Annotated in this window: 17 protein-coding genes; 10 read left to right on the top strand and 7 right to left on the bottom strand. The window is 64.1% G+C overall.

Annotated elements, in window-relative coordinates:
• The first annotated feature begins 45 nt into the window (after positions 1 to 45).
• From FCS99_RS00310 to FCS99_RS00295, 4 genes are read left to right on the top strand one after another with little or no spacing between them, the layout of a single operon-like run.
• Positions 46 to 1,497 (top strand): oligosaccharide flippase family protein, encoded by a 1,452-nt coding sequence (locus tag FCS99_RS00310; protein WP_138509385.1) that lies wholly within the window; start codon positions 46 to 48, stop codon positions 1,495 to 1,497.
• 2 nt (positions 1,498 to 1,499) lie between these two features.
• Complete coding sequence (locus tag FCS99_RS00305; protein ID WP_171036185.1) at positions 1,500 to 2,444, top strand: glycosyltransferase family 2 protein; 945 nt, start codon at positions 1,500 to 1,502, stop codon at positions 2,442 to 2,444.
• Positions 2,444 to 3,211 (top strand): polysaccharide deacetylase family protein, encoded by a 768-nt coding sequence (locus FCS99_RS00300; RefSeq protein ID WP_138509380.1) that lies wholly within the window; start codon positions 2,444 to 2,446, stop codon positions 3,209 to 3,211. The genes FCS99_RS00305 and FCS99_RS00300 overlap by 1 nt, the downstream gene beginning before the upstream one ends.
• Positions 3,208 to 4,122, top strand: a complete 915-nt coding sequence (locus FCS99_RS00295; RefSeq protein WP_138509379.1) for a glycosyltransferase family 2 protein — start codon at positions 3,208 to 3,210, stop codon at positions 4,120 to 4,122. The genes FCS99_RS00300 and FCS99_RS00295 overlap by 4 nt, the downstream gene beginning before the upstream one ends.
• On the opposite strand, the gene FCS99_RS00290 is transcribed toward FCS99_RS00295, so the two are convergent.
• The 3 genes from FCS99_RS00290 to FCS99_RS00280 all read right to left on the bottom strand — a co-directional run bounded on the left by FCS99_RS00290 (position 4,119) and on the right by FCS99_RS00280 (position 7,627).
• Positions 4,119 to 5,387 (bottom strand): O-antigen ligase family protein, encoded by a 1,269-nt coding sequence (locus tag FCS99_RS00290; RefSeq protein WP_138509376.1) that lies wholly within the window; start codon positions 5,385 to 5,387, stop codon positions 4,119 to 4,121. The genes FCS99_RS00295 and FCS99_RS00290 overlap by 4 nt on opposite strands.
• Positions 5,384 to 6,013, bottom strand: coding sequence for a P-loop NTPase family protein (locus FCS99_RS00285; RefSeq protein WP_138509374.1), 630 nt, complete (start codon positions 6,011 to 6,013; stop codon positions 5,384 to 5,386). Before FCS99_RS00285 ends, FCS99_RS00290 begins: the two co-directional genes overlap by 4 nt.
• 69 nt (positions 6,014 to 6,082) lie before the next feature.
• Positions 6,083 to 7,627 carry a GumC family protein gene (locus tag FCS99_RS00280; RefSeq protein ID WP_138509372.1) on the bottom strand — a complete coding sequence of 515 codons (1,545 nt, stop codon included), beginning with the start codon at positions 7,625 to 7,627 and terminating at the stop codon, positions 6,083 to 6,085.
• An 88-nt stretch (positions 7,628 to 7,715) separates the two neighbouring features.
• On the opposite strand from FCS99_RS00280, the gene FCS99_RS00275 reads away from it, so the two are divergent.
• From FCS99_RS00275 to FCS99_RS00265, 3 genes are all read left to right on the top strand, one after another.
• Positions 7,716 to 8,450, top strand: a complete 735-nt coding sequence (locus FCS99_RS00275; RefSeq protein WP_138509370.1) for a polysaccharide biosynthesis/export family protein — start codon at positions 7,716 to 7,718, stop codon at positions 8,448 to 8,450.
• A 336-nt stretch (positions 8,451 to 8,786) separates the two neighbouring features.
• Positions 8,787 to 9,035, top strand: coding sequence for a type II toxin-antitoxin system ParD family antitoxin (locus FCS99_RS00270; protein WP_138509368.1), 249 nt, complete (start codon positions 8,787 to 8,789; stop codon positions 9,033 to 9,035).
• Positions 9,031 to 9,336, top strand: a complete 306-nt coding sequence (locus FCS99_RS00265) for a type II toxin-antitoxin system RelE/ParE family toxin (protein ID WP_138509365.1) — start codon at positions 9,031 to 9,033, stop codon at positions 9,334 to 9,336. Before FCS99_RS00270 ends, FCS99_RS00265 begins: the two co-directional genes overlap by 5 nt.
• Positions 9,337 to 9,429: 93 nt before the next feature.
• Here the strand turns inward: FCS99_RS00265 and FCS99_RS00260 are convergent, their stop codons facing one another.
• Both FCS99_RS00260 and FCS99_RS00255 read right to left on the bottom strand, forming a co-directional pair.
• Positions 9,430 to 9,702 (bottom strand): SEL1-like repeat protein, encoded by a 273-nt coding sequence (locus tag FCS99_RS00260; protein ID WP_138509363.1) that lies wholly within the window; start codon positions 9,700 to 9,702, stop codon positions 9,430 to 9,432.
• Positions 9,703 to 9,865: 163 nt separating this feature from the next.
• On the bottom strand, positions 9,866 to 11,461 hold the full coding sequence (locus FCS99_RS00255) for a hypothetical protein (RefSeq protein ID WP_138509361.1): 1,596 nt from the start codon (positions 11,459 to 11,461) through the stop codon (positions 9,866 to 9,868).
• A 176-nt stretch (positions 11,462 to 11,637) separates the two neighbouring features.
• On the opposite strand from FCS99_RS00255, the gene FCS99_RS00250 reads away from it, so the two are divergent.
• Both FCS99_RS00250 and FCS99_RS16060 read left to right on the top strand, forming a co-directional pair.
• On the top strand, positions 11,638 to 12,588 hold the full coding sequence (locus FCS99_RS00250) for an isopenicillin N synthase family dioxygenase (RefSeq protein WP_138509359.1): 951 nt from the start codon (positions 11,638 to 11,640) through the stop codon (positions 12,586 to 12,588).
• 113 nt (positions 12,589 to 12,701) lie between these two features.
• Positions 12,702 to 12,848: a hypothetical protein gene (locus FCS99_RS16060; protein ID WP_171036184.1), complete on the top strand. Its 147-nt coding sequence runs from the start codon at positions 12,702 to 12,704 to the stop codon at positions 12,846 to 12,848.
• Between the two features lie 178 nt (positions 12,849 to 13,026).
• Here the strand turns inward: FCS99_RS16060 and FCS99_RS00245 are convergent, their stop codons facing one another.
• Positions 13,027 to 13,653 (bottom strand): TetR/AcrR family transcriptional regulator, encoded by a 627-nt coding sequence (locus FCS99_RS00245; protein ID WP_138509357.1) that lies wholly within the window; start codon positions 13,651 to 13,653, stop codon positions 13,027 to 13,029.
• Between the two features lie 64 nt (positions 13,654 to 13,717).
• On the opposite strand from FCS99_RS00245, the gene FCS99_RS00240 reads away from it, so the two are divergent.
• Entirely contained in the window at positions 13,718 to 14,437 is a 720-nt protein-coding gene (locus FCS99_RS00240; protein ID WP_138509355.1) for an SDR family NAD(P)-dependent oxidoreductase, read from the top strand.
• A 428-nt stretch (positions 14,438 to 14,865) separates the two neighbouring features.
• Here FCS99_RS00240 and FCS99_RS00235 read toward each other — a convergent pair whose 3' ends face one another.
• The gene (locus FCS99_RS00235; protein ID WP_138509353.1) at positions 14,866 to 16,236 is read right to left on the bottom strand and encodes a mechanosensitive ion channel family protein; all 1,371 of its coding nucleotides are present in this window, start codon (positions 16,234 to 16,236) and stop codon (positions 14,866 to 14,868) included.
• Between the last annotated feature and the right edge of the window lie 133 nt (positions 16,237 to 16,369).

Below are 16,369 nucleotides of genomic sequence, written 5' to 3'. Positions count from 1 at the left end.
GCATCCAACTTGCAAGCTTCGCCTGTGAGGCGAGCGGAGCGTATCATGCTTGGACGACATCTCTTGGGCTATCTGCCGGTGCAACTCTCCCAGGCCCTGGTCGGGTTTGGCAGTGTGGCGGTGTTTACCCGCATCCTGCCGGCGGAAGAGTATGGCCGCTATGCCCTTGTCCTGGCAGCGCTTTCCCTGACCCACATTCTGGCATTCACCTGGCTGGAAGCGGCGGTTGCCCGGTTTCATGCGCGCGCGGAACGTCGGGGTCATGTGCGCGCCCATCTGAGCACGGTCTATACGGTCTATGGAGCCGCCGCCGTGATCGGCGGGGCGCTGATGTTCGGCCTGATCCATTTTCTGCCACTGGACATGCCGCTCAAAACAGCCCTGAACTTCGCCACCCTCTCCCTGCTTCTGCGCGCCCTGATGCAGATCGGCATGGAGACCCATCGGGCCCGGGGGGAAGTCGGCCGGTTTTCCGCCCTGGAAGCCTCCTATCTCATGTTCGGATTCATGCTGGGCGTCGGCCTTATCCTCACAACGGATATCGGCGCAGCCGGCGTGTTCGCCGGCACGGCCGTCGCAGCACTGGTGATGCTGGTCTTCGACCTGCCGGTCATGTGGTCGCGCTCACGCGGCGGCAAGCGTCAGCCGGTGCGTGCCCGCATCTATGCGGCCTATGGTATCCCGATCAGCCTGTCCCTGATCTTCGAACACCTCCTGTCGATCGGGGACCGTTTCCTGATCGCCGGCTATCTGGGCGAGAGCGCCGTGGGCATGTACGCCGCCGGCTACGGCTTGGCCGATCGCCTGCTCGACATCATCTTCATCTGGTTCGGTGCCGCTGTCTGGCCGCTGACGATCAAGGCGTTTGAACAAGACGGTCCGGACGCAGCCCGTGCCGTCGCCGGACGCGCGGCGGGCCTGATGGGCCTGATCGCCTTCCCCGCTGCCGCCGGTCTCGCCCTCGTCGCCGAACCGTTGACGACGGTTCTCGTCGGCGAAGCCGTGCGCGACCAGGCTGCCAGCATCCTGCCCTGGATCGCCCTGTCCGGCCTGATGAACGGCATGATGACCTACTACTTCCACGAGGCCTTCACACTGAAGCGCCGCACCGGCGTCATGGCCATCCTGATGACGGGATCCGCCCTGCTCAACCTGGCGCTCAACCTCGTCTTCATTCCGCTGATGGGTTTGCAGGGTGCTGCGATCGCCACGGTTCTGGCCTATGCCGTCGCGCTGGTGATCTGCGTCATCATGGGACGGCGCTACTTCATCCTTCCCCTGCCCTGGGCCGAATGGATCAAGGCCGGAAGCGCCACCGCCATCATGGCCGCCGCTGTCTTCTCGGTCCCCGACCTGCCCTTCTCCTGGCTTGATCTGGGCGTCCAAGCACTTGTTGGCGCAACAGTTTACGGGATTTCAGCCTATCTGTTGAACATTGCCGATTGTCGGCAATGGCTGCGCGATGCCCGCGCCAGCCTGACCCCGGCGGAGGTTTAGTCATGACGGTCATGATCGATAATCCGGTGCGTGAATACGCCAATGCCGCGGCGCGCGAAGCCCGCGCCATCGAGATCTCCGTTCTCATCCCCTTCTACAAGGATGATCCGGCGGACCTCGTGCGGGCCCTGGCCGAACAGGCAGGGAGCAAGGACGATATCGAAATCCTGCTGCATGATGATGGCGAACCGGACCCGGAACTCAATCAGCGGCTGATGCGGATCATAGCGGCCATGAACCAGCCGGTCCGCCTGCTGACCTCGACCCGCAATCGCGGCCGCTCCGGTGGACGCAATCTGCTGGCCCAACAGGCCCGCGGCGAATGGCTCCTTTATCTCGATGCCGACATGCAGCCCGGTCATGCCGCCTTCCTGCAGACCTATCGCGACGTCATCGCCAGCACGCAGGCCGACGCCGTCTTCGGCGGCTATGAGACGCACTGGCCTGACGACAAGGCGCTGCAACTGCACGCCGCCCTGTCCCAGACCAGTGACCAGCATGACGCCGAGGCCCGCAATGCAATCGGCGCCAGTGCCTTCTGTGCCTCCAACATCCTGGTGAAAGCCGAGGTGATGGATGCCGTGCCCTACGACACGGATTTCACCGGCTGGGGCTGGGAGGATGTGGACTGGGCCGTGCGCGCTGCGGCCCGCTTCAATTTGCGCCATGTCGACAATCCGGCGGCCCATGGCGGTCTGCAGGACGCGTCGGTCCTGCTGGCGAAATTCAAGGAAGGCGCGATCAACTACAAGCGCCTGCTCGACCGCAATCCGGAACTGGCCAGCCTGCCGGGGGCCCGGACGGCCCGGCTGATCGGCAAAGTGCCCGGCCAGGGCCTGCTGCGCGGTGTGTGGTCGCGATTGAGCCTGATGAATGCCCTGCCCCTGCGCCTGCGGACCCTGGCGCTGAAACTCTGGCGGGCGAGCTGGACGGCGGAGGTGATCTGATGAACGCACCCTATATTCCCGGAGCCGGCCTGTGGGCCGGACTGAGCCGCCGCTGGGCCCGTTATGCCAGCCGCTCCCCCATGCGCGTCTGCCCGGACCATGCCATCGTCAGCTTCACCTTTGACGACTTCCCGAAATCTGCGGCAACCACCGGCGCCCAATTGCTCGAGGAGCGCGGCTGGCGCGGCACCTATTATGCGTCCGCGGGTTACGCCGGCGGGGTGACGCATCATGGTCCCATGTTCGATGCCGGGGATCTGCAACGCCTCAGCAGGCAGGGCCATGAAATCGGATGTCACACCTATGGTCATCTCGATGCGGCCGCCGTGCCGACCTCGGATCTTCTGGCCGATATCGCCCGCAATGCCCGCGCCCTTGAAGCCATGGGGCTGGAGACCGAGCTGGAAAGCTTTGCCTTTGCCTATGGCGAGGCCACGCCGGCGGCGAAACAGGCCCTGCTGGAGCACTTCTCCAATCTGCGCGGCGTCCAGGCTCGCATCAATCGAGGCGCAACCGATCGCGGCTTGCTGCAATCGGTCCCCATTGACGGTGGCGAAGCCGGTATCGACCGGGCCGTCGAAGCGGCCCAGTCCCTGATCGGGCATCCGGGCTGGCTGATCTATTATGCCCATGATGTGCAGGATGCCCCGACACAATGGGGCTGCACGCCTGCCCAGCTGGAGCGGGTCTGCGAGGCCGTTTCCGCCTCGGGTGCCCGGGTCATGACCGTGAGCGAGGCGATGCAGGCCCTGGAGGCCGAAGCATGAGCGTCTCCGTCATCATCCCGACCTTCCAACGCCCTGACGGTATCAGACGCGCCCTGGACAGCGTACTGGCGCAGACGCGTTTGCCCGACGAAGTGGTGATTGTCGACAATGACCCGGAAGCTTCCGCCCGCGCTGTGATCGACACCTATCAAGCCGCCCCGCCCTGCCCGGTCCGCTACATCCATGAGCCGCGGCCCGGCGTGTCCAATGCCCGCAATGCTGGCTTCGCAGCGGCCAAGGGCCGTTTCATCGCTTTCCTGGATGATGACGAAACCGCGGATCCGGTGTGGCTCAATGCCCTGCTGGCCACCGCCTCCGACCTCGACGCGACGGTGATTTTTGGCCCCTTGCGCGGTGCGGCCCTCGATGCCGATGGGGTCCGCGGCGATCTCGCCCTTCGTCTCTATTCCCGCACCGGGCCGGATCAGGATGAAAAGCTGGAAAAGCCCTATGGCTGCGGCAATTCCCTGATCGACCGGTCCGCCTTCACGCTGCCAGAGGCGCCGTTCGACCCGCGCATGAATGTGTCCGGCGGGGAGGATGATGTCTTCTTCCTGATGCTGGCCGGCCAGGGCGCACGCTTTGCCTGGTCTGTGCAAGCTTCCGGTGTGGAATGGGTCGACCCGAAACGCACGACCTGGGGCTACCTGGCGGCCCGCTCCTTTGCCTTTGGGCAGGGCGCCACCCAAACGGCCCGTCATGCCGGTCAGCCGGTCAGGATTGCGTTCTGGATGGCCGTCGGCCTGGGTCAGGCCGTGGTCTACACACCGCTGGCCGCCCTGGCCGCACTGGTCGCACCGTCAAAAGCGGCCACCTTGCTGGACAAGGGCATACAGGGCGTCGGAAAACTGTTCTGGATCAAGGCGTTCGAGCCGCGCTTCTACGGACAGACTGTCGCCGCGCCGAGCTAGGCAGCACGGGCGCGCTTGTCGGCCAGCTTGGCCGCTGTCGCCACGAAGAGCACCCAGCCCAGGGAGTTCTGTGACATGAGATTACTCTCGGACACGGACACGACGGCGATCAGGGCGATATAGGGCAAGGCCCAATAGGCTTCAGTGCCCCGGAACAGGCGGCCGAAAGCGCGCACTACCGATTGCAGGAAAACGATCGCCATCAGGATCGCCCCGGGAATACCGATCGAAAGGGCCACTTCAATCCAGCCATTGTGGGCTGTCGGGACCGGCCAGGACGTTCCCGCCCGCACCCAGTAAACCGGTCCGTCATCCACGGCCCAGAAGGCCCGATAACCGAAACCGGTCCAGGGATGGCTCGCGACTTCGCGGGACAGCAGAACCCAGATATCGGTCCGGCCTGTCAGCGTCGCATCCCGGCCAAGCAGTTCCAGAAACTCCACCGGTGCCACGGCCAGGATGAGTGCGAACAGGCCAGCGCCCGTCACGCCCAGGACGAGAATCGTCGTGGCAAAGCCAAAACCGCGCCGACACAGGGCAATGCCGATGGCTCCGCTCGTACCGAGGAACCAGGCCAGCAGCGCCGTTTTCGAGGTCGACAGGAGCACCAGGGCCGTACACAGCACCGCCACGCCCATCCAGATCCACCGCCTCCGGGGATCAAACCGCAAAGCGGCATACGCCGACACGGCCCCCCAGCCCATCACGGCACCCAACGCATTCTTCTCCCACCACAGCCCTTTCCACGCTCCGGCGTGAACGTCCTGGTCCACCCCCAGGGAGGGCACGGCCAGAGCCATGAATGTGCTGAGCACCCCCAGAATGCCAAACGTCAGCGCAATCAGCAGGATAAGCTCCCGCCATTGCCAGCGCGAAGCCAGCCAGATGCCGAAGAGTGTGGTCATGATCAGCGCGAAGGAGCGCCGCATTGTCGTGTCCGGCGCAATCGACCACAGCACGGAAAGCATGGTCATGCCCGTCACCAGAAGGATCAGCTTGTTGCGCCCCATCGCGGCCAGAAACGATCCGGGACGGGCCAGGATCAGGGCCAGGGTGACGCCATAGACCGGCAGCCAGATCAGGCGCAGGACGACCGAACTTTCCGGATTCTCCGGGTCGGCGAACAGGGGACCGATCAGGCCCTGAGAAAACAGGAAGAGGCAGAGAACCGTCAGCGCGCCTTCCAAAAATCCGGCGAATTTCAGCGGCGGCGCGGCGCGCATGGCGGCCAGGAAGGGCGGATCATGGGCGGCCGCGAGGCTCATGCCACGCTCCGTTCAAACCCTGTCCGATTCAGAATGATACCGGCCACAACGCCGCCGCGGGCTTCGATGGATTGGCGGCGGGCCAGGACCCCGTCCGTCCGCGACAGACGCGCATCGGCGACCAGGATAACCCCGTCCACATCCCCGACCATGGCGAGGGGGGCCCGGCTGGAGGCCGGCGCGTCGATGACGGCGAGATCGATGGATTGGCGGACGGCCTGCCAGTATTCCGGCGCGGCGCGCAAGCCGACCTGTTCGACCGTGCCGCGGCGGGCCTGGAGCTGGGTGACAAAGAGATTGGGCACAACGCTCTGGCGCGCGACGATGCGGGCCGGATTCTGACCCGAATTGATCGACCAGAAGGGCTCACGGCCAAAACGGGCGTCGAAGACATCCCCGCGAACATGCGCGGCCTCACTCTGGGAATTGCCGGTGAAATCCAGATCATAAAGCCAGACACCGCGCGTGGACCGCTGCGCCGCCAGCCGCGACAATTCCCGGGCGACCGTGGAAGCCCCCGCGCCGCGCGAGCCACCCATAACCATCAGCACACGCCCCTCACCGCCCGGCCGGGCAATGGGTTCAAGCTGATCGACCAGTTCGGAAAGGTCGTGGGTGAGATTCATGATGCGCTGGGTCCGGAACGATTCGCACTCTTCCCCGACACACTGCCAAATGCGTGGTTAACGGCGCGCTTACGCCGTGCGATCCGTGATGCGCGCCAGCACCGGCAATCCCTCAAACGGATCATTGGCCGGCACCGGCACATCCTCCGCCCGCGGCGCGAACGCGGGGGCGCCGGAGGGGGAAATCGGGGCCGGTCCGCCGCGGGAGCGGGATTGGAGGCCCGGGGCGAGATAGGTGCGCCAGTATCCGCGCAGCAATCCCAGGAAAAGAGCCACCCCGAAGGACAGGACGGCCGAGGCCACCAGGCCGAGCTTTTTCATCGAGGCGCCGTCGAGCGGGGGTACGGCCCGGTCGATCACGCGGACGAAATCGGCCGCGCCGGGTGCCTGCGAGCGGCTGGCCAGAGCGTCCGCCTCCAGCGCAGCAATGTTGGACGCAGCCGCCTCGGCAGCGGCGACATCCTGGGCCAGGCGCGTATAGGCCGGGTTCAGCGTGCGCAGACGCTGGATATCCTGGCGGGTCGCGGCCAATTGCTGTTGCAGGGCGGTGACCAGCGAGGCTTCGGCGCGGGCATTGGCTTCACGGGTCGCCAGTTCGGATTCCAGCTCCTGGCGGACCGGATTCGGGCCCGTGCGGGACTGCCCCTGCCCGTCCGTCGCTCCGGTCTCGATAAAGCTCTGCAGCGCGGCGATCTCACGGTCGACAGCGGCTACGGCGGGCGCGCCTTCCTGATAGCGCGACAACAGGCTGGCGCGCTCGGCGCGCAGATCCAGGAGACGGCCCGACACGCCGTTTTCGACATAGAGTTCAATCTGTTCCGGGATCTGGTTGAGACGTTCACGCAGGGCTGCGGCACCGGCCAGATAGGATTCATGGCTCGATTCCGCGGTATTGATCCGGTCGGTCAGATTGCCCAACAGGTTCTGCGCGGTCTGTTGCTCGGTCTCGAAATTCGACAAGCCATTGGCACGCAGGAAAGCCTCCAGTGCCGCCTCGCTCTCCGCCAGGGCGACATCGGCCTGGCGGCGGCGATCACTCAGGCCGGACACGCCGGTCTCGACCAGGATCTGCTCGCGATAGGCAAGATAGGACGTCACCATCGCATTGAGGATCAACGCAGCGCGGTCCGGATCACCGGTCTCGAAACGGGCATTCAGGGCCGAGGAATTCGGCGCCCGTGAGACGGAAAATCCACTCCGCAGGGTTTTCAGGGCCGGAACACGGCCATCGCCGGCAACCGGCTCACCCAGAATCGCTTCGGCACCCAGCGTCTCGAAGGTCAGTTCCCGCACCGCATTGGAGCTGAGCAGCTCGCTTTCCGACTGCATGACCTGGTTGAGCATGAAGCCGTCACCCCAGCCCGCCGCAGCCGGCGTGGGATCATCATTGAGCAGGACGAGAAGCCGGGATTCGGCCGTATAGCTGGGCTTGAGCAGGGTCAGCGACGCCGCGACACCGATCGCCATCAGCACGGCGGCGACCAGAACGATGAAGCCCCGTTCCGACCAGGCCAGGGCCAGCACGTCGAACAGGTCCAGCTCCTGCCGCGGGCTATCCGCAGACAGGTTGGACGCTCCGGCCGGGTGACCGGAATTATTCCACGCGCGAGTCATGGCGGCATAAGAGCGTGCTCGCGCTTAAAAATTTGTTATCCAAGCCAGCGGAGTATCGGCGCGAACACCCTGACGGGAAGGATATTTCATGCGCGCGATCAAGACCGGCCTTTCCCTGGCGGTTCTCGCCCTGGCGGTGAGCGTCAGCGGCTGCGCCAGTTCCGGGCGTGACAGCACGCCGCCGGAGGCCTGGGGCCAACCGCAATTTGCGGCCTGGCAGGAGACGGATGCGCAATATCGCTTCTACCCGGGAGACCAGATCGAGGTGACCGTGCATTCGGCACCGGAATTGTCGCGCACGGTGTTGATCGGGCCGGACGGCCGGGTCGCCCTGCCCCTGGTGGCCAATGTGATGGTGGCCGGGCAGACCGATTACGAGATCGCCAATACCGTTGCCGACGCCTATGCCCGCAATGTCCTGGTCGATCCGATCGTGGAAGTGCGGCGCGGCGAGCTGGGCCCGCAGAACATCATTGTCGGCGGGGAAGTGAATTCGCCCGGCCTGGTGGAAGTCTCCGGCCCGGTCGGCACGCTGGAAGCGGTGATGATGGCCGGCGGGTTCCGCGATACGGCCGCGCGCGGCGACGTTGTTGTTCTCAGACGCATTCCCGGCGGGGATCTGATGATGCGGACGGTCAATCTGCGGGATGCGCTTCGGGGCCTCGATGGCGCCGATGCCGTCCAGATCCGGCGTCATGACATCATCTTCGTGCCGCGCTCGACCATTGCCGAGGTGAATGTCTTCGTCGAGCAATACGTCACAGGCATCATCCCGCTCGACCAGGCGATGTCCTACGCCATCGCCAACGCGATCAATAATTAGAAATCCACGCCCCTGTCCTCCGGATAAAAGGGTTCCGCAAGCGGGCACAAGCACCGCTCCGCCGGCCTGCATCCTGTGCGCAAACGGTCTGCAATCATCGCGCAATTTAATGAAAAGGGGCCCAGAACGGGGTCAGACCGGTATCGGACCCGTATCCGGGCGGACCCAATACGGGTTCAGGCGTGCATCACGGGCGCCCCCAAACCGGTTCGCCAGAGACGCCATTGGTCCCGGAACCGCAGCACCGCGATCCCGGCCCCGCGCGAAACGCATCGCTCGACCTCGAAATTGGCAATCTTTGCCAAAACTGCCATGATGGAAGACAGAGGTGACGCCATGGCGACGATGAATGTGTCTCTGCCGGATGCAATGAAAGACTGGGTCGAAGCGCAAAGCGCGACCGGCCGCTACAGCAATGCGAGTGATTATGTGCGGGACCTGATCCGACGAGACCAGGACCGGCAGGCGAAGATCGCCCACATGCAGGGCCTCGTGACCGAAGCGGTGAAGTCCGGCGCCGGGACCCGCTCGATGAGCGATTTGCGCCAAGCGGCACGATCCCAGCTGAAAGTCGCGGAAGATTAGCGCGTCACGCTCTTTCTGCCTCAGCCGGGCGGCTGAGCAGGATCTGATCGATATCTATGTGTTCGGAGCCACGGCTTTCGGGCTCTCTCAAGCCGATGCGTATTTCGCGAGTCTGGAGACGGCTTGCCAATTCCTGGCGGACAATCCGGAAGCGGCGAGACTGCGAACAGAGATCACACCGCCCGTGCGGTGCCATCCGCACGGCGCCCACATGATCATCTACAGCGACCACCTGGAAGACGTCGTTGTCATCCTGCGCGCCAGGCACGCCCGCGAAGACTGGGAGGACACGCCCGTCTGATGACGGTACAGCCTCCGCAAACACACCGCAGAGCGGCAACCGGCGAATGCCCCCATTCGCCGGTCACATCCAGTGCGTCATTGAGCGTGAGCCTTAGTGACGGGTCGAGAGCCACTCGCGCGCGGCGCGCTGGGCTGCGGCGACTTCAAAGGTCGACATCTGGTCGGAAATTTCCTGGCGATAGTATTTCGCCGGTTCCGAACCCATCAGGGCTGCCAGATTGAACCATTTGTGCGCTTCGACATAATCAATCTCGCCGCCCTGTCCCGTGGAATACAGGATACCGAGCTTGCAAAGATCTTCGCCGGTCGGATCGGCGAACACTGCTTGATGGGCCTGGGCCGTTTCTACGTCCGTAAAAGCCATGGGTCTTTCCCTTACTCTACACTGGCGAGCGTGCCTTTCTGGCTTGTCGCTCGCTTACCACCACCACGTCCGAATGCCTTCGAACACGCAGATGATTGCGCAAAGAGGATTGCTTTTAGGTTAAGCGATTTCAGGAAAATCCTGCCTTAAATACTTACACGCGTTAGGTTTTCCTACCAAGCGCTAAACGCGATATCCACGCATCAGCAAGGTTTGACCAGCTTGCCCGGCGAATATGGCGGGGGGAGATCAGGCGGATCAGCGTTAACAGGAGGACGCAAGCTGCACTGATCAGGGCAAGCATGGCATTACGCTGGGCGATGGGATCGCCCGGCCGGACAACCGGGTCTGTGGCCTCCAGGAGTGTCAGGGCCTGCGGGCCCAGGAGCTGGCGCGCAGCCAGCGTCCCTTCCCCCATAACGCCGGCCAGAGCGCGGATGGCGGTGACGTCCTCATAGGCCTCCAGCCCGCTCATCAGGCGAATGGCCAGAACCGGGGATGTCGCCTCGCGGAGCGCATCCAGTTCCCGCAGGAGTTCCGACAGGGCCACCGCCCCTTCGGCCGTGCGCAGGTCCAGCCGGTGATACAGGGTCCGGGCGGTCCGGTCCGGCGCGGCGAAGGCCAGATCGGCCCGCACACTGTCACGGGCCAGGGTTTCGCGAACCAGACCAGCCGGCAGAAGGCCGGACAGGTGCGCCGACAATTGCGCCTCCAGGGCGGGCGAGAGCCGGCCTGCCTCACGCGCGGCCTGCAGCGTCTCCGCCCCGTTGCGCACGGCACTGGAGGGAATGTGAAGCTGGACCAGTCCGGATTCCAGCGCCGCCAGGGCGAGGCGGAGATCATCCGGCGCCTCGCCGGGAATGATGCGGGCTCCGCAGCCTTCCAGTCGGGGGCCGGTCCCGGCGCAGGCCTGGATCATGAGATGGCGGACGCCCCCATAAAGACGGGCCGGACCGTCAATATCAGGCGCAACCAGTCCCGGCAGGGAGCGCATGGCGAACTCGCCCTGCTGCTGCCGCCGGAAAAACGCCTGGGCACTCGCCTGGGCCACCGACCAGCGGAATTGCGAGGCCTGGTAGCGGGCAACCAGGCCGGGATCGGCAAAGATGAGTTCCGGCGGCACCAGCCCGCGGGCCTGCCCCTCCCGCAGCGCCTGCGCGATCGCGCCGGAGAGTTGCCGTTCACGCTCGCCCGGCGCACCGGCCCGCAAGCGGGCATCCAGCCATTCCGGACCAGCCGCACCGGCCAGCATGTCCAGGGCCAGCTGGTCGCGCGTGATCAGATCGGGGCCGATCCGCGCCCAGGCCCGGAAAAGGTCGATATCGGCCTCTCGCCGCCGACCGGACATCAGGGCCCCTTCCATCTGCGCCGACCAGAAACGCCGCGCCGGCACATCCTCGGGCACGGCGCCGGACAGGGCGGCCTCGATCCTCGCCTGACGGTCCGGCTGCGGAGCGGCCAGCCGGTCGACACCGCCGGCACTGTCGAGCCAGGTCAGGAGGTAGAAGCCGGCGATCAGGAGCGAGCCGACCAGCCAGGCCGGCTGCACACCCTTATAGAGGGTCCGCCAGAGGCCCCAGACCAGCAGTCCGCCGATCCCGGCTTCCCAGGGAGATTGCGTCTCGGCCCGCCAGATATCCACCCGGTCGCGGCGTTCCGCTTCACTCAGCCAGCGGGTCTCACCGGCCGGTTCCGTGTCCGCACCGTCGGGCCCGTCTGTCCCGCCTGCCTCTGACTGGGTCTGGATCGTGTCCGTCACCCGCTCCCCCCTTGCCGCGCCAATTTCAGGTGGTTCCGGTTTCAGGGCAAGACTTTGCACCGCTCAGGCGAGTGCTTTGCCGGCACGTGTGGACAGCGGGTCACTGCGACCATTGGGCGCTTGGCAGAGCGCCGGTGAACCCCTATTCCATGCGCCGGACTTCAAACAGGCTCTTCATGACTGACACGCTCTCCCGCTTTCCGCCCGTTTCCATGTCGCTGCAGGCCAGTGACAAGGCCCGTTTCGCCAAGGAGCTGGGCCGCAGCTTCCGCGAATACGGCTTTGCTGCCATCGCCGATCACGGGCTGGACGAGGCGCTGATTGCCGATGCCTACAAGAAGGCGGCCGCCTTCTTTGCCCTGCCCGAAGCGACCAAGATGAAATACTTCATCGAGGGCGGCGGCGGGGCGCGCGGCTATACGCCGTTTGGCAAGGAGATCGCCAAGGACGCCAAGCATGTCGACCTGAAGGAATTCTGGCATGTCGGCCGCGACCTGCCGGACGGTCACCGCTATGCCGAGGACATGGCACCGAATGTGGTGCCGGAAGAAATCGATGGCTGGCTGGAGACCGTGCACGGCCTATATCAGGCCTTTGACGAACTGGGCGTGAAAATCCTGCGCGCCATCGCGCTGGATCTGGGCCTGGAAGAGACCTTCTTCGACGACAAGGTGAAGGACGGCAATTCCGTCATGCGCCTTCTGCACTATCCGCCGGTCCAGGGCGATCCGGGCGGCTCGATCCGCGCCGAGGCCCATGGCGACATCAACACGATCACGCTGCTGCTGGGCGCCGAGGAACCGGGCCTGCAGGTCAAGACGCGCGACGGTGAATGGATCGACATGAACCCGCCGCCGGGCTGTCTGGTGGTCAATATGGGCGACATGCTGGCCCGCTCGACCAATGATGTCCTGCCCTCCACCCAGCACCGGGTGATCAATCCCAAGGGCGCCCGCACGGATCATTCGCGCTATTCCATGCCCTTCTTCCTGCACTACCGGCCGGACTACATGATCGAGACCCTGCCGGGCTGTGCCGGGCCGGACAATCCGGACAAATATCCCGAGCCGATGCGGGCCAATGACTATCTGAACCAGCGCCTGCGCGAGATCGGCCTGCTGAAATAGGCCGGGCCAGCGCGGCTTAGGCAAAAAGAAAGGGATGTCCGCAAACCGTGTCGGTGCGCTTCCTGATTTCGCAGAAGGGCCTATATCACTCGGCTTTTTCGCAGAGGATACGCATGCTGCACCACGATTTTCGCCAGTTTCTCGATGCCCTCGACCGCCTGCACCCGGCCCAGATCGAGGATGCCCAGTCGAAGATCAGGGTTCTCCGACAGAAGACCGAGGCAATCTCGGAGATCGAAGTACGGGCTATCCAAGATTAAAAAAAAGGTTCATCAAGCGCTTCTGCGGACCAGCCACAAAGAACCTCAGCGGCTACATCCGCTGGCTGGAGGTGCGGCTGGCGGTTTTGCGCCCGGCGGAGATTGTCCGTACATTGTAGACGAGGTGTCGAACAGTGGTCTGCCCGAGCCCATAGCCGACCAAGTCTCGGGTGCCTGTTCATTTCACAGATGACAGGTAGGCGCGGCACATCGCCTTGAGGTCGGACTTCAGCGCCGAGATATTCTCCTGTTCCAGCCCTCGCTCGAAGGCATTGCGGACGGTGCCGTAGATCACAGCCGTCAGAGACAAGTTGATCTGGTCAATGTCTCCGGTGGACAGATCCGGGCAGGCGCGAAACATTCCCTCGGTTGCCCTGTCCACACGCGCGGCGAAGTCCTGCACGAGCGCGTCGTTGTCCAGCTCTGCCACGGATCGATAGAGCGCGTGGGTCAATTCCATCCGTTCAGTCTTCACGGACCAATACGTGTCGATCAGGGCCTCGGCGCCCTCGCAAGCCCGGCGACCCGCCATACCTGCGCAGGTATCTTCCACTTTCTCCGCCAGCCTGGTGAGGAACCGCTCGTTCAACGCATAGACAAGGGCCTGCTTGTTCGGAAAATACTGATACATGGTGCCCACCGAGACGCCGGCACGCTCCGCAACCGACGTGGTTGTCAGGCCAGCCATGCCCTGCTTCAGCAAAACCTGAATCGTCGCCTCGAATATCGCGTCCACAGTCACACGTGACCGCGATTGTGACGGTGTTTTCCTGGGCTTGAGTGCGCTTGGTGAATGCTTCGACATATGCGAATCCCAAAACTGAATATTCCTTCATATATCTGGCTTACCAGAACAAAAGGAAAGACTTATGACCCAGAAACGCATCGCGCTGGTGACCGGCGCCAACAAGGGAATTGGCTTCGAAACGGCTCGGAAGCTGGGTGAGGCGGGCGTTCATGTCCTGCTGGGAAGCCGCGACAAGGCGCGGGGGGACTCCGCTGCCGCGACATTGATGAACGAGGGGTTCAGTGCCGAATGCCTCCATCTCGACCTTGACGACGCCGAGACAATCGCTGCCGCTGCTGCGGCGATCAAAGCGCGTTTTGGTCGATTGGATATCCTCGTCAACAATGCCGGCATCTTTGATTTTGGCGACGCAGCCCCCGGCAGGGCCTCTCTTGAGGCGGTGCGCCGGGTGATGGAGGTCAACTTCGTCGGCGCACTGGCAGTGACCCAGGCCATGTTGCCCCTGCTGCGCGCCACACCGGACGCTCGGATCGTGAACCTGTCGAGCTCCATGGGCTCCCTGACCGAGAACGCTAATCCGGATGCGCCTTACTACTCGCAGCGCTTCATCGGATATAATGCCTCCAAGGCGGCATTGAACATGCTGACGATTCAGCTGCATGAAGAGCTGAAGGGGGGAGGCATTAAGGTGAACTCTGTCAGCCCCGGTTTCGTCAAGACCGACCTAACCGGGTTTGGTGAGATGACAGCTGAGGAAGGTGCCCGGCTGCCCGCCGAGTATGCTCTCACGGCTGATGTCAGCGGTCGCTTCGTGGAGCCGAATGGCGCAACGCCCTGGTGAATGGCAGCAAAGTCCGCAAAGCGCACCAACACGGTTTGCAGACACCCCCAAAAAGAAAAAGGCGGTGTGCGGGCCTCAGCCTGCACGCCGCCAGTCTTTTTTGTTCAATGCTGTGCCAGGGTCGGCTGTGCCTCCGCCCGGACTTCAGACCGGGACAGCATCCACGAGTTGCTTTACGCAATCACTAACGCCAAGCGACAAATGCGGCGTTTCTCGCAGACGCCCTATTGGCCGCCTCGATACCGGCTATAGCTGCAATTGATTTTTCTTCGCGAAAAACCGCGTCTAGGGTTTCCCCGATCAAGCATGTTCGTGCCTGCGGCAAGCCTGTCGGACCTGAGAGGCCTGCTGTCTGCCAGGCACGAACGCTAGGACGCGGAGCCCTCTCCATCTCCGCGTCCTTTTTTTGTTCGGATTTGGGAAGCGGTTCAGTCCTGCGGTTCGACCAGGCGCTTGATGGCCCCGGCCGGCATGTCCTTGAGGTGGACGTCGACCTGCGGATACGGGAATTCCACACCGTTTTCGTGGAAGGCCTCCCAGATCGCCATCAGCACTTCGGAGCGCACATTGGACAATCCGTTCTGGGGATCGGAGATCCAAAAGCGCAGGTCGAAATTCACCGAGCTGTCGCCGTATTCCATGAGATTGCAGACCGGTTCCTTGTCCGGCACCACCCGCTCGACGGATTGCGCCGCCTCGATGGCCAATTGCTGGACGCGTTTGAGATCGCGGGTCTCGTAGGCCACGCCGAAGGGCGCGTGCATGCGCACGATCCGGTCCGACTTGGACCAGTTGATCACGCCATTGGCGATGAAATGCTCGTTCGGGATCAGGTGTTCCGTGCCGTCGCGCGTGCGCATGGAGACATAGCGCGACTGCATGCCCGTCACCCAGCCGAATGTGCCGTCCACTTCCAGCGCATCGCCCGGCTTGATCGACTTGTCGGCCAGCAGGGTGAAACCGGCGGCGAAATTGGCCACCGTCTTCTGCAGGCCCAGACCGACCCCGATACCCACGGCCCCGGAGAAGATCGCCAGCGTGGCCAGGTTGAAGCCGGTCAGCTGAAGCGCGATCAGCAGCGCAACGATGGGCAGGACGAAGCCGAGCACTTTGGCGATCAGGGCGCGCAGGGCCGGCGAGATCTCGTCGGCGCGCTCCAGCTGGGTATTGATCGCCCGGCCGGCGAAACTGGCAGCCCAGAACAGGGCGCCGAAATAGATCATGGTGCGCAGGATGTCGAACAGGGAGAGATCGACCGGCTCGCCATCCTCCGTCTCGCCCAGCGGAATGGCCAGGGCCTGCATCTGGGCCACGACATCATCCAGCAGGCCGAACACGTCCAGCGCGGCGACCGGCCAGGCGATGTAGAAGGCCAGTTTCGACCAGAAGCGCGAGCGGATGACCAGGGTGACCGCGCGGATCACCAGCCAGGCCGTCATCAGGCTCATCGCCGCGTCCACCAGATGGATGGGCCGGTCCACGGCCCCCAGGATGACCCGCTCGACCGCCAGAACGGCCAACAGGGCCAGTGGCGTGGCCAGGGCAATGCCCGCCGTCAGAAGGCGGCGGGACAGACCGCTCTTGATCCGTCCCCGCGTCAGGCTTTCCACCACATGACGCAGGCGCGGACCGAAGATCAGGGCGGGAATGAAGGCCACCAGGACCAGGCCCAGCTGCAGCGCGACATTGATATCCGTCGCCGTCGCCAGCGCCCAATCGATCAGTGCCTGCACCTGCTCCTGCAACGCCTCGGTCGGCAGGAGTTCATCAAGGGCACTGTCATCCTGGGGTGTGCGCATAACCGCTCCGGCAATCTCAGGGTTTTGAGAGGGTTAGCATGGTGGAGGTGACGGGGCTAGGCGGGAGTGGTCGGGGTGGTCCTTGGTGAGCCGCTTCCGCGGCAGCCCCTCACCCGGCGCATGCGCGCCACCC

This window comes from Maricaulis alexandrii, assembly GCF_005871165.1.
GTDB classification, from domain to species: domain Bacteria; phylum Pseudomonadota; class Alphaproteobacteria; order Caulobacterales; family Maricaulaceae; genus Maricaulis; species Maricaulis alexandrii.
This window is presented reverse-complemented; position numbering and strand designations above follow the sequence as displayed.

Excerpts from the sequence above, each read along its gene's own strand:
- FCS99_RS00260 (WP_138509363.1), bottom strand. The coding sequence starts at position 9,702 with ATGGCTTTTACGGACGTAGAAACGGCCCAGGCCCATCAAGCAGTGTTC.
- FCS99_RS00280 (WP_138509372.1), bottom strand. The coding sequence starts at position 7,627 with ATGACTCGCGCGTGGAATAATTCCGGTCACCCGGCCGGAGCGTCCAAC.
- FCS99_RS00245 (WP_138509357.1), bottom strand. The coding sequence starts at position 13,653 with ATGTCGAAGCATTCACCAAGCGCACTCAAGCCCAGGAAAACACCGTCA.
- FCS99_RS00285 (WP_138509374.1), bottom strand. The coding sequence starts at position 6,013 with ATGAATCTCACCCACGACCTTTCCGAACTGGTCGATCAGCTTGAACCC.
- FCS99_RS00275 (WP_138509370.1), top strand. The coding sequence starts at position 7,716 with ATGCGCGCGATCAAGACCGGCCTTTCCCTGGCGGTTCTCGCCCTGGCG.
- FCS99_RS00250 (WP_138509359.1), top strand. The coding sequence starts at position 11,638 with ATGACTGACACGCTCTCCCGCTTTCCGCCCGTTTCCATGTCGCTGCAG.
- FCS99_RS00310 (WP_138509385.1), top strand. The coding sequence starts at position 46 with ATGCTTGGACGACATCTCTTGGGCTATCTGCCGGTGCAACTCTCCCAG.
- FCS99_RS00240 (WP_138509355.1), top strand. The coding sequence starts at position 13,718 with ATGACCCAGAAACGCATCGCGCTGGTGACCGGCGCCAACAAGGGAATT.
- FCS99_RS00295 (WP_138509379.1), top strand. The coding sequence starts at position 3,208 with ATGAGCGTCTCCGTCATCATCCCGACCTTCCAACGCCCTGACGGTATC.
- FCS99_RS00290 (WP_138509376.1), bottom strand. The coding sequence starts at position 5,387 with ATGAGCCTCGCGGCCGCCCATGATCCGCCCTTCCTGGCCGCCATGCGC.
- FCS99_RS00235 (WP_138509353.1), bottom strand. The coding sequence starts at position 16,236 with ATGCGCACACCCCAGGATGACAGTGCCCTTGATGAACTCCTGCCGACC.
- FCS99_RS00305 (WP_171036185.1), top strand. The coding sequence starts at position 1,500 with ATGACGGTCATGATCGATAATCCGGTGCGTGAATACGCCAATGCCGCG.
- FCS99_RS00270 (WP_138509368.1), top strand. The coding sequence starts at position 8,787 with ATGGCGACGATGAATGTGTCTCTGCCGGATGCAATGAAAGACTGGGTC.
- FCS99_RS00300 (WP_138509380.1), top strand. The coding sequence starts at position 2,444 with ATGAACGCACCCTATATTCCCGGAGCCGGCCTGTGGGCCGGACTGAGC.
- FCS99_RS16060 (WP_171036184.1), top strand. The coding sequence starts at position 12,702 with ATGCTGCACCACGATTTTCGCCAGTTTCTCGATGCCCTCGACCGCCTG.